The following is a 12,765-nucleotide window of genomic DNA, read 5'->3' as shown; positions in this document are numbered from 1 at the left end:
CCACCAAAAAGAGGTTGTTCTCTTTGACCACCATTCCGGTCTTAAAGAACAACCTCTTTTTGGCATACGCAAAACTGCGGCGGCAATGGGGCCAAATTTACCTCCAATTTCGCGCGCATGTCCAGCCTACCTCTTTTAGGAATAAATTCTACGTTCGGTTCATACAAATCATTAACTGCTCCTTCCATACCAAAAGGTCTCTCCTTGATTTCCTATGCCTTTGATTTTGTCGTTCCTCCATTCCGCTTTTCGAAAAAAGGAAAACGAGCATGAAGAATCACTCTCCTGTAAATCTCCAAAACAGCCATTTTCACTTTACGGTTATCCACAGAGAGGTTATTCACAAACAGAGAATACTTTTACACACAATTCAGCATCATTTGACGAATAACCTGTGTATAAAATAATTTGGGTTTTTGGGTCATCTTGTCGAAAGTTAAACAATTTATAAACAATATATTGTGTTGTGATTAAAAATTATACACAAGTTATTGAATTTGTGGATAAAATCACACGATACATTGAAATGCCGGGCTTCTTTTGCTATGATTGTATTACTTTTGGATGTGAATATGTGATCTGACCCATAATATTATCAACAGCCTGTGGATAAAGTTGTGAACAATTTTCCGTTGTTCATTCTTTTTTTGTTTTCGACCTGCGGGGGTTTGGGGATAAATTCAACAATATATCTCGTATTTCGACACTGCATCATGGCTTAAGCCACACTTGGAACATGTAAAAGGAGTGACAGTCTGTGGACAGCCATACTTCTGATTTATGGCAGCAAATTTTATCAATTATACAAAACAAGCTCAGCAAACCCAGCTTTGACACTTGGTTCAAAGCAACCAAAGCGACCAAGCTGAATGATCGTTCGATCGTCATATCCGCGCCAACCACGTTTGCCGTCGAATGGCTGGAGAGCCGTTACACCAAACTGGTCGGATCGACGGTATATGAGCTGCTTGGCAAACAGGTCGATGTGAAATTTGTCATCGAAGAGAACAAGCCTGCTGAACCGGACCCACAACTGCCAGCGCCAACGCCTAAAGTTGTACAGGAAGAAGCGGTACTCAGCATGCTGAATCCGAAATATACATTCGATACATTTGTCATTGGGCCGGGCAACCGTTTTGCCCACGCCGCATCGCTGGCGGTCGCTGAAGCGCCCGCCAAAGCATACAATCCTCTGTTTCTCTATGGAGGGGTAGGCCTCGGCAAAACTCACTTGATGCATGCGATTGGACATTACGTTCTGGAGCATGATCCGGGCAGCAAAGTCGTTTATTTGTCATCTGAGAAATTCACGAATGAGTTCATTAACTCGATCCGTGACAACCGCGGGGAGAGTTTCCGTAACAAATACCGTAGTGTCGATATTCTGCTCATTGATGATATTCAGTTCTTGGCTGGAAAAGAATCGACGCAAGAGGAATTTTTCCACACGTTTAATGCGCTGCATGAGGAACGGAAACAGATCATCATCTCCAGCGACAGACCGCCGAAGGAAATTCCGACCCTGGAAGAACGGCTTCGTTCCCGTTTTGAATGGGGGTTAATTACGGATATCCAGCCTCCAGATCTGGAGACGCGGATTGCTATTTTGCGTAAAAAAGCGCGTGCGGAAAATCTGGATATTCCGAATGAGGCGATGATGTACATCGCCAACCAGATTGATACCAATATTCGTGAACTGGAAGGTGCCCTGATTCGGGTTGTTGCCTATTCTTCGCTGACTAATCAAGATGTAACTACTCATCTGGCAGCTGAAGCACTGAAGGATATTATTCCTTCCAGTCGTCCGAAAATGATCACTATTCACGACATCCAACAAAAGGTCGGCGAGTATTACAGCCTTAAGCTTGAAGATTTCAAAGCACGGAAACGGACCAAGGCCGTTGCCTTCCCAAGACAGATTGCCATGTATCTCTCTCGTGAACTTACAGACTTTTCTCTGCCCAAAATCGGTGAAGCATTCGGAGGGCGAGATCATACCACCGTCATACATGCGCATGAAAAGATCTCCCAAGCGATAAAAAACGATCAAGATCTATATAAAGTTATCAACAACTTAACCGAAAAAATAAAGAATCCAACCTGAACAAGTCCCAAGCCTATGCACAACGTGTACACATGTGGATAGGCTTGGGTGTACGGGTTTATACCCACTTATCCACATATTCAGTGCCCCTATTACTATTATTACTATAAAGATCTAAAAGATATCATCTCCAAATAAGCGATTTCGAAGCTTGGCCTCCGGCCTTTTGAAAAACACATTTCAACACCTCTAAATCTAAAAAACCCGCTAGGAGTGAAACCATGAAAATCAGCATAATGAAAAGCTATTTGAACGAATCCATCCAGCAAGTTTCCAAAGCCATCTCAAGCCGTACGACCATCCCAATTCTGAGTGGTATCAAATTCGACGTTAATCATCAAGGTGTGACGTTGACAGCAAGCGACACCGATATCTCAATCCAATCCTTCATCCCGCTTGAAGATGGAGATAAAAGCGTTGTTCAGGTGGAACAACCAGGCAGCGTTGTACTGCCAGCCAAGTTTTTTGTCGAGATCATCAAAAAGTTGCCTTCTCAAGAAGTGCACATGGAGGTAAAAGCAAACTTCAACACCTTTATCTCCGCAGGAGCTACCGAAATTCAACTGGTTGGTCTTGATCCGGAAGAATTCCCAGTATTGCCAAGCATCGAAGAAAACCAAACCGTCTCTATTCCAGGAGATTTGCTCAAAAATATGATCAAACAAACCGTATTTTCCATTTCCACACATGAAACCACTCCGATTCTGACAGGTGTACTCTGGAGTTTGGGTGACAATGAACTGAAATTTGTGGCAACGGACCGTCACCGTCTTGCTACTCGTTCAGCAATGCTGGATAATGCAGAAGGTGTGCGATTCAACAATGTGGTGATCTCGGGTAAAACGCTGAACGAACTCAGCAAAATTGTGCCGGATCAAAATACGCTTGTGGATATCGTTGTCGCTGACAATCAGGTTTTGTTCAAAATCGACCGTGTTCTGTTCTATTCGCGCATTTTGGACGGAACTTATCCGGATACTTCTAGAATTATTCCGACTTCGTACAAAACAGAACTCGTTTTGGATACAAAAAAATTAAGTGAATCCATCGACCGGGCTTATTTGCTGTCGCGTGAAGAAAAAACAAACATTGTGAGGATGCAAACGATGGATTCGGGATCGATCGAAATTTCATCGAGCTCTTCCGAACTGGGAAAAGTAAGAGAAGAAATCGAACCTGCGGACTTTAACGGCGAACCGCTGAAAATCTCGTTCAACTCCAAATATATGCTGGATGTGCTGAAAGTGGTTGAGAGTGAGCAGCTGATGATCGCTTTCACCGGTGTCATGAGCCCCATCATCCTGAAACCACTGGACGACAGTCACAGCTTGTACGTCATATTGCCTTACCGGACGACCAACTAACGAGAGGAAGATCATAGTGAACCAAGTAGCGATTCGTACGGAATATATTAAGCTTGACCAATTTTTGAAACTGGCCGATTGCATTCCAACCGGAGGTATGGCCAAAGCACTGCTTCAAGATGGACTTGTACGTGTGAATAAAGAGCCTGAGGAACGCCGGGGACGCAAGTTATACCCTGGGGATATCGTTGAGGTGGACGGAGAAGGTTCGTTCGAAGTTGTCGCACAATAAGAAGACCAGTTAGATCCTGCTGCCTCCTGACGGACGGGATAAAAGGGAGGTTACCGCGTGTTTGTGAACAGCATAGATCTGCAGCAATTCCGCAATTATGAACATCTGAGACTGGATTCTTTTGGTCCTGTGAATCTATTGATCGGGCAAAATGCCCAAGGCAAGACCAATCTTGCAGAAGCCATTTTCGTGCTTGCACTCACCAAGAGCCACCGTACATCCCGCGATAAGGAACTGATTCGTTTCGGTGAAGAACGTGCCAGGCTTGCAGCAGAGGTCGACAAAAAGTACGGATCGGTCAAGCTGGAGCTATCTTTGTCGCAACAAGGCAAAAAAGCAAAAATCAACGGACTGGAACAGCGTAAGCTGAGTGATTTTGTCGGAGCGCTCAATGTGGTGATGTTTGCACCTGAGGATCTTGAGATTGTCAAAGGCACACCGGGGGTCCGCCGCCGGTTTCTTGACATGGAGATTGGACAGGTGGCTCCTGGCTACTTGTATCATTTGCAGCAATATCAAAAAGTGCTCGTCCAGCGTAACAATCTGCTCAAGCAATTATGGGGACAGAATGCTTCAGCCCAGACCATGCTTGAGGTGTGGAATGAACAACTGGTGGAGCATGGTGTTAAAATCGTCAAAAAAAGGAAACAATTCATAAAGAAACTGCAAAAGTGGGCCGAAACGATTCATCAAGGAATCACCGGAGGCGGAGAAGTCCTGCGCCTGGCCTACCTTCCTTCCTTCAGCGAAGCCGCTGAGGAAGATGAAGCTGTCTTAATGGACCAATTTATGATAAAATTATCACAAATGAAAGAGCAGGAGATTCGCCGAGGCACAACGCTTAGTGGGCCGCATCGGGATGACCTGTCCTTTTTCATTAACGATCGGGAAGTACAAACGTATGGCTCGCAGGGGCAGCAGCGCACAACGGCGTTGTCCCTTAAACTTGCGGAAATTGAACTGATTCACGAAGAAATCGGAGAATATCCGGTCCTGCTGCTGGACGATGTACTGTCTGAACTAGACCCTTTTCGTCAGACGCAGCTGATCGAAACGTTCCAGAGCAAGGTGCAAACCTTTATTACGGCTACCGGAATCGAGAGCTTGAACGTTGACAAGCTCAAAGATGCCAGTATTTATCACGTTCATGCCGGACAGGTTGAACGCTAAGGAGTGAGGGCTTATGTACATTCATCTGGGCGGTGAGAAGATTATCCGTTCTTCCGAATTGGTCGCTATTTTTGATATATCGATTGAAAAATCCTCAAAAATCTCCAAGCAGTATGTCACGCATGCCGAGCAGGAAAAAACAGTGGAGCATATCGGTGAAGAGGAAGCCAAGTCCATTGTCGTGACCAAAAACATTGTGTACTACTCGCCTATTTCCTCAGCTACGCTTAAGAAGCGAGCTCACATTTTTCCTGATCTCTAGCCTAGCTGCGGTACGAGTTATTGTACCTTCTGCTGCTTGTCTTTATTTGGACTACATGCTGGAATTAACGGAAGATGCCCATTACAGCATGCATTCTTAGTTAACGCATATTTACGATATTGAATCTATAGAAGTAGGTGAAAGGCACATGTCTATGAATCAACCGTCATATGATGCGAATGAAATTCAGGTCCTTGAAGGACTGGAAGCCGTACGGAAGCGTCCAGGGATGTATATCGGTTCCACCAGTGCCAAGGGCCTGCATCATCTGGTCTGGGAAGTAGTGGACAACAGTATCGACGAAGCGCTTGCAGGTTACTGTGACCATATCGAGGTCAGTATCCATGAAGATAACAGCGTAACAGTCGTCGATAACGGACGTGGTATTCCTGTCGGTGAACATGCCAAAATGAAACGTCCTGCACTTGAAGTGGTTATGACTGTTCTTCATGCGGGCGGTAAATTTGGCGGCGGCGGGTATAAAGTATCCGGTGGTTTGCACGGTGTAGGTGTATCCGTTGTGAATGCCCTCTCTGAAAAAGTGGTTGTTACGGTTAAACGTGAGGGACATATCTACCAACAGGAGTACCGTCGCGGTGCTCCACAGTATGACTTGAAAACGATCGGTACAACGGAGGATACGGGAACAACGGTTACGTTCCATCCGGATCCGGAGATATTCACGGAAACAAGAGTTTACGACTACGACATCTTGTTGACTCGTATTCGTGAGTTGGCCTTCCTGAATAAGGGCATTGGCATGACCTTAACCGATGAACGTACGGGTGTAACCAACTCGTTCCTGTATGAAGGCGGCATTATCGAGTATGTTTCCTTCCTGAACCAGAAGCGCGAAGTATTGCACGAAAACCCGATTTACGTGGAAGGATCAAGAGACAACATCCAGGTGGAAGTTGCGTTGCAATACAACGACAACTACACCGAGAATATTTATTCTTTTGCGAACAACATCAATACGCATGAGGGCGGAACACACGAATCGGGCTTCAAGAGCGCTCTTACCCGGATCATCAATGACTATGCACGCAAAGCGGGCGTAATCAAAGACAGCACAGGCAACCTGTCCGGGGATGATGTACGTGAAGGTCTGACAGCAATCATCTCGGTTAAGATCCCTGATCCGCAATTTGAGGGACAGACCAAGACCAAGCTGGGTAACAGTGAAGTGCGCGGAATTGTCGAATCCCTGTTCGCTGAGAAGCTGCAAGAATTCCTGGAAGAGAATCCTTCCGTATCCCGTCGCATTTTGGAAAAAGGACTGCAAGCGGCACGTGCACGTGAAGCAGCACGTAAAGCCCGTGAACTGACGCGTCGTAAAGGTGCACTCGAAGTCAGCTCTTTGCCAGGTAAATTGGCTGACTGTTCATCCAAGGATGCTTCAATCAGCGAATTGTACATCGTCGAAGGTGACTCCGCCGGTGGATCAGCGAAGCAAGGCCGAGATCGTCATTTCCAGGCGATTTTGCCGCTGCGTGGTAAGATCCTGAACGTGGAAAAAGCACGTCTTGACCGGATTTTGGGTAATGCGGAGATCAGAGCGATCATTACCGCAATGGGTACCGGAATTGGTGATGACTTCGATATTGCCAAAGCGCGTTATCACAAAATTATTTTGATGACGGATGCCGACGTCGATGGCGCCCACATCCGGACATTGCTTCTGACATTCCTTTATCGCTACATGCGCAAAATCATTGAGGCGGGTTATGTATACATTGCCCAACCGCCATTGTTCAAGATTGAGCGCAATAAAGTGATTCGTTATGCTGGCTCCGAGAAGGAACGCGATGAAATTATTGCAACTCTCGGCGAAAATGTGAAGTTCAACATCCAGCGTTATAAAGGTCTCGGTGAGATGAATGCCGGACAATTGTGGGAAACGACGATGGACCCTGAGAGCCGGACTATGCTGCAAGTTTCGATCAGCGATGCGATTCTGGCCGATACCATGTTCGATACCCTGATGGGAGATAATGTTGAACCACGTCGTGACTTTATTCAGGAAAATGCAAAATACGTGAAAAACCTCGACATCTAACGATATTCGAAGAGGCGCCTACGAGGGCGCCTTTTTTACATTATGGGATGGACCGTAGCATAGAGAATTTTAATTCGGACTTTGGAGCGGCTCACCCCGATGTATACGGCGTTTGGCAGAGGAGGCCTTGGCTCTGGGGGAGGTACGAGATGTTTTCCCTTTTTTGGAGGGTAATCTGCCGTACGCCCTCGCATAACGCTTGATCTTACGGTACGTTTCCTTATCAGGCAGCAAGCCAAAAGCATAGATGCCTGGCAGTGTGTTGACTTCAATAATCCATGGCCGTCCATCTTCATCCAGTGCAATATCGATACCGATCTCTTTCAGTCTTGGAAATGACTTCTGGAGCTGTACCGCTGTATGAATGCCTAAACGATATAGCTCACTACGCAGTTGCTGGAACCGAACCTGGGCAAAATGAGGGCGTACCAACTCCTCAAAGGTGGCCAATCGTCCGCCACCATGAATGTTGGTAATGATCTTGCCTGGTGCAGCAACCCTTCCCAAAACACCTGTCGTTTCCCAGTTGCGCTGTAGATTTTTTTGGGTTAATACCCGCAAGTCAAAAGGCAATTCATCATGCTTCATCAGTGGAATTCCTTGTTGAATGATGTAGTCCCGCTGCTGAATACGTTCAGTGAGCGCCAAGTCCAGTTCATCTAGGGAATAGAAGTATCTCTCCTCTGTCCCATATCGAAGCTCATATGTTGTCAGGTCGACTGTAGTAGAGATCTCAGCATCGACATCAGCTGAAGAAGAGGGGAGCGGATGAACTAAGTTCTCCGATGTGTTTGCATCGGTAATCGGGTGCGGGTTTATGCGGATGGTTTTTACACGCATGACGCCATTGCCATAGGTTCCCCGATCCGGTTTGATATAGTTTGACTCGAATAGTTCAGTCATTCGTTCCAGGGCTTGGCGGCTATACTGTCGTGTTACCGGTATATATCCATTCACATTACGGCTGCGTTGTAACACAGCTGTCTTGGTCCATTTGCTGGAGACACGCTGGATACCCAAGAGCCATCAGTCCTTTCCTGTTTTGATGGGGTTTCTAAGAGTGACAGACGCGGAGAAATCAAAGGACAAGAGATGATTTCAGTGGTATAATAGAGAAATATGGCGTATTGTGCGGTTTTGTTGCACAGATGTAGTTTGATCGTAGAACGGGAACGGTCTCAGCCTGAATATACACAGTACATTTGCCGCTTTTTCTAGCATTGTATGTGCAAATGGAGAGGAAGGCAGGGCGAATCCCCAGACTCTCTGAAGTTCCCGGAAGAAAGGCTATTGCCCAGCGGACGTTTAATTGTTTACCTTTTGTGAAAGTAATATAATAAAGAGTAGCGTCCTTGTGCGGTTTTAGCCTTGTTAGGCTCTTCACATATAATCGATTTTTGAATGACCGAATGGAATGTTTGTTGAAGGACAAGAAGGAGGTCCAGCATGGCGGAAGAAATGAACTCGCAGATTAAAGATCGGGATATTGGCGTCGAGATGCGTGAATCGTTTATGGATTATGCGATGAGCATTATTGTGAGCCGTGCCTTACCTGACGTGCGTGACGGATTGAAGCCGGTTCACCGGCGTATTCTTTACGCAATGTCCGAGCTAGGCATGACACCCGATAAACCACATAAAAAATCAGCCAGAATCGTCGGCGAAGTTATCGGTAAGTATCACCCACATGGTGACTCTGCCGTATACGAAACGATGGTACGGATGGCACAGGATTTCTCCCTGCGCTACATGCACGTAGATGGACATGGTAACTTTGGATCGGTGGATGGCGATATGGCAGCAGCCATGCGTTATACGGAAGCCCGGTTGTCCAAGATTGCGATGGAAATGCTAAGAGACATCAACAAGGATACGATTGACTTCCAGCCGAACTATGACGGTGAAGAAAGTGAACCTATCGTTCTTCCAGCTCGTTTCCCTAACTTGCTTGTCAATGGTGTTGGCGGGATTGCGGTAGGTATGGCGACTAATATTCCTCCTCATAACCTGGGAGAGGTCATTGACGGCGTGCAGGCCATGATCAAAAATCCGGACATCACTTCCATGGAATTGATGGATTACATTCATGGACCAGACTTCCCTACTTCCGGTTACATCTTGGGACGCTCCGGAATTCGTCAAGCGTATCAAACCGGACGTGGTTCAGTAACGATGCGGGCCAAAACCAACATCGAAGAGAACAACAACAAGGCACGGATTATTGTTACGGAACTTCCTTATCAGGTGAACAAGGCAAGACTCGTTGAGAAAATTGCTGAGTTGGTACGTGATAAAAAGATTGATGGCATTACGGATCTTCGTGATGAGTCTGACCGTAACGGTATGCGGATTGTGATTGAGCTTCGCAGAGACGTGAATCCGGGTGTTGTGCTGAACAACCTGTACAAGCATACAGCGATGCAGTCTACCTTTGGGATTAACATGCTCGCGATTGTAAATAAAGAACCTAAGATTCTGAACCTGCGTGAAGTGTTGTATCACTATTTGCAGCATCAGATTGAGGTAATACGCAGACGTACGCAGTTCGAACTGAAAAAAGCCGAAGCACGCGCACACATTCTGGAAGGGTTGCGTATCGCGCTGGATCATATCGACGAGATTATTGCGTTGATTCGTTCATCCAGCAATACCGATGCAGCCAGAGAAGGTCTGATCGAGCGTTTCTCACTCAGTCATGATCAGGCTCAAGCTATTCTCGATATGCGTCTGCAACGCCTTACAGGTCTGGAACGCGAACGTATCGAAAATGAATACAACGAACTGATGGTCAAAATTAAGGAGTATCGCGAAATTCTGGCTAACGAGCACCTGGTGCTTGAAATTATCAGCACGGAGCTGCAAGAAATCCGTGATCGCTTCAGCGATGATCGTCGTACCGAGATTACTGTAGGTGAAGAGAGCATTCTGGACGAGGATCTGATTCCACGTGAAGAGGTTATCATCACCATTACCCATACAGGCTATGTGAAACGTCTGCCGGTATCCACATACCGCAGTCAGAAGCGTGGCGGACGTGGGGTTGTGGGTATGGACACCAAAGATACCGACTTTGTTGAGCATCTGTTTGTGACCAATTCTCACAATTACCTCATGTTCTTTACCGACAAAGGTAAAGTGTACCGTCTCAAAGCTTATGAGATTCCAGAGCTTGGACGTACAGCACGGGGAACGCCGATTATCAACCTGATTCAGATCGAGCAGGGTGAATCGGTCAATGCCGTGATTCCAGTTCAGGAATTCGAAAGTGACAAGTATCTGTTCTTTGCTACCCGTCAAGGGGTTGTGAAGAAGACACCACTTGAGGATTACACCAATATTCGCAAAGGCGGTCTGATCGGGATTTCCCTGCGTGATGATGATGCCCTCATTGATGTTAAGCTGACAGACGGACAGCAAGAGATCATTATGGGTACAGCTCACGGGATGTCCATCCGATTCTCGGAAGGAAATGTCCGTTCCATGGGACGGAGTGCAACCGGGGTTAAAGGGATCACGTTGGATGAGCAGGATGTCGTAATCGGCATGGACGTTGTGGATCAGGAGCTGGATGTTCTGATTGTTACAACCAAAGGTTACGGTAAACGTACCCCTGTAAGCGATTATCGGATGCAGACCCGTGGCGGTAAAGGGATTAAAACCATTAACGTCACAGATAAAAATGGTGCGGTAGTCAGCCTGAAAATGGTTAAGACGGAAGAGGATCTGATGATCATTACTTCCAGTGGTACGTTAATTCGGATGAGTATGGAAGGCATATCCACTATGGGTCGATACACGCAAGGCGTGAAGCTGATTCATATTCGCGATGAAGATGCCGTAGCTACAGTCAGCCGAATTGACAAGAATGAGGAAGAACCAGAAGATGAAGAATGGATTGAAGGTGCAGAATCCTCTGATTCTGAAGGTCAAGACTCAACACTGGATGAGGGCTCGGTTTCCGACGCTGAAGTTGAGGGCGATGATTCAGGTTCCGAGGCATAGGATCAATTTTTCTATAACGAAAATCATTTCATGATTGAAATGAAGTTGAAGGGCTCCCATATGGGGGCCCTTTGTTATTTTCACAGCTTCAGGACTTCTCTCCTCGAAATCTAGGATGTACAGCCTGAATTTTGAGTAATATAATGGGAATTAACGTGAAAAACCGGGACTATGGTCTTGTTTCATCATAGAAGAACGATGAGTGAGGGGAATAAACATGGGATTAATCACCCTGTCTGAGGTCAAACCAGGACTTAAACTGGGAAATGATGTGCAAACGTTTCGTGGCAATGTTCTGTTTCAGAAGGGCAAAGTCATTTTGCCCAAAGATGTGGAAGTGCTCAGAGCTTTTATGATTCATCAAGTAGACATCGAGCAGGAGAGAGCAGGGACAAACGGTACAGGTTCCAAGGATTCATCCACGTCTTCAGCCCATGCAGGTAACGAGAAGAACGGAGAACGGGCAGGCAAAGGCGGCAGTGCAGTCTCAACCCCGGTATTACCATCCCTGCACGAAGAGTATGAAAAGATGGTTGGATTGACCAAAAAGGCCTTTCTGTCCTCCCTGGCGGCTGAATTACCTGTATATGAGCTGCGTACACAGCTTGAGGCATTGTTTGTTCATCTCAAACAGTATAATGTGCTTACTTTTAGTCCACGAGTCATTCAAGAACATGATTATGTATATCACCATGCCGTATTGAGTGCTATTACATCCTATCAATTGGCCCAGTGGATGGATTTGCCGTCTAAGGATTGGATGCAGGTAGCTTTTGCAGGATTGTTCCATGATATCGGTAATAGCAAAGTGGATCCACAGATCCTCCATAAGCCATCAACGTTAACGGCTTCAGAGCAGGCAGAGATTCGGCAGCATACGAAATATGGCTATCAGGTGCTGAAACAGGCGAAGGCCATCAATGAAGGAGCCAGACTCGCAGCGTTGCAGCATCATGAAAAAGTGGATGGATCGGGTTACCCGCTGCAGCTCAGCGGCACGCAGATTCATATCTATGCCAAGATTGTAGCTATCGCTGATATCTTTCACGCGATGACTCTGGAGAAGATCTATCGTAAGGCACAGTCTCCCTACCTGGTTTTGGAACAAATTCAGAGTGAGGCTTTTGGCAAATTGGATCCTGCTATCGTGAATGTATTTGTTCAGCGTTCTACACAGATCCATAATGGTATCCGAGTGAAGCTTAGCAATAATCAAATTGGTGAGATCATATTCTCGGATCGGGATCATCCTACAAGACCGATGGTATCGGTAGAGGGAACGATCATCAATTTGATGCAACAAAGACAGCTCCATATCCAAGAAGTCATCGGTTAACCCACTTGTCAGTTCATATATGAGAATGAAGCCTTTCCGATTAGGGAGAGGCTTTATTTAATGGTTGAACCAGAAGTAAAGTATGGGAAGCAAGCGAGTAGCACAAATAAGGAGAGGCAAGTTTTTCAATCTTGATATAAATAACTAGTTAATATAAAGGTGAATATCCATGTAGGTGGCTTTATTTTCAATAAAGTATAGAAGAAATAACTTTATTGAAAATAAAGCTTGCGTTC

General features: G+C 46.0%; 9 protein-coding genes. 8 read left to right on the top strand and 1 reads right to left on the bottom strand.

What is annotated here, in order from left to right:
• Positions 1-757: 757 nt before the first annotated feature.
• The 6 genes from dnaA to gyrB all read left to right on the top strand — a co-directional run bounded on the left by dnaA (position 758) and on the right by gyrB (position 7,191).
• Complete coding sequence (dnaA, locus tag AMS66_RS16995; protein WP_053781945.1) at positions 758-2,104, top strand: chromosomal replication initiator protein DnaA; 1,347 nt, start codon at positions 758-760, stop codon at positions 2,102-2,104.
• A gap of 221 nt (positions 2,105-2,325) precedes the next feature.
• Positions 2,326-3,468 carry a DNA polymerase III subunit beta gene (dnaN, locus tag AMS66_RS16990; protein WP_053781944.1) on the top strand — a complete coding sequence of 381 codons (1,143 nt, stop codon included), beginning with the start codon at positions 2,326-2,328 and terminating at the stop codon, positions 3,466-3,468.
• Between the two features lie 16 nt (positions 3,469-3,484).
• Positions 3,485-3,700: a S4 domain-containing protein YaaA gene (gene yaaA, locus AMS66_RS16985; protein WP_024629511.1), complete on the top strand. Its 216-nt coding sequence runs from the start codon at positions 3,485-3,487 to the stop codon at positions 3,698-3,700.
• Between the two features lie 57 nt (positions 3,701-3,757).
• Positions 3,758-4,870 carry a DNA replication/repair protein RecF gene (gene recF / locus AMS66_RS16980; protein WP_024629510.1) on the top strand — a complete coding sequence of 371 codons (1,113 nt, stop codon included), beginning with the start codon at positions 3,758-3,760 and terminating at the stop codon, positions 4,868-4,870.
• Between the two features lie 13 nt (positions 4,871-4,883).
• Complete coding sequence (gene remB, locus AMS66_RS16975; RefSeq protein WP_017691405.1) at positions 4,884-5,132, top strand: extracellular matrix regulator RemB; 249 nt, start codon at positions 4,884-4,886, stop codon at positions 5,130-5,132.
• A gap of 148 nt (positions 5,133-5,280) precedes the next feature.
• Positions 5,281-7,191: a DNA topoisomerase (ATP-hydrolyzing) subunit B gene (gene gyrB / locus AMS66_RS16970; protein ID WP_053781943.1), complete on the top strand. Its 1,911-nt coding sequence runs from the start codon at positions 5,281-5,283 to the stop codon at positions 7,189-7,191.
• 69 nt (positions 7,192-7,260) lie between these two features.
• Here the strand turns inward: gyrB and AMS66_RS16965 are convergent, their stop codons facing one another.
• Positions 7,261-8,211, bottom strand: a complete 951-nt coding sequence (locus tag AMS66_RS16965; RefSeq protein ID WP_053781942.1) for a YheC/YheD family protein — start codon at positions 8,209-8,211, stop codon at positions 7,261-7,263.
• A gap of 426 nt (positions 8,212-8,637) precedes the next feature.
• Here AMS66_RS16965 and gyrA point away from each other — a divergent pair, with 426 nt between their 5' ends.
• Positions 8,638-11,193, top strand: coding sequence for a DNA gyrase subunit A (gyrA, locus tag AMS66_RS16960; RefSeq protein ID WP_053781941.1), 2,556 nt, complete (start codon positions 8,638-8,640; stop codon positions 11,191-11,193).
• A 217-nt stretch (positions 11,194-11,410) separates the two neighbouring features.
• Positions 11,411-12,529, top strand: a complete 1,119-nt coding sequence (locus AMS66_RS16955) for an HD-GYP domain-containing protein (protein WP_053781940.1) — start codon at positions 11,411-11,413, stop codon at positions 12,527-12,529.
• The last annotated feature ends 236 nt before the right edge of the window (positions 12,530-12,765 follow it).

Origin of the sequence: Paenibacillus xylanivorans (genome assembly GCF_001280595.1) — a bacterium.
GTDB lineage: Bacteria > Bacillota > Bacilli > Paenibacillales > Paenibacillaceae > Paenibacillus > Paenibacillus xylanivorans.
Note: the sequence above shows the minus strand (reverse complement) of the source record. Positions and strands in the feature narration are given on the sequence as shown.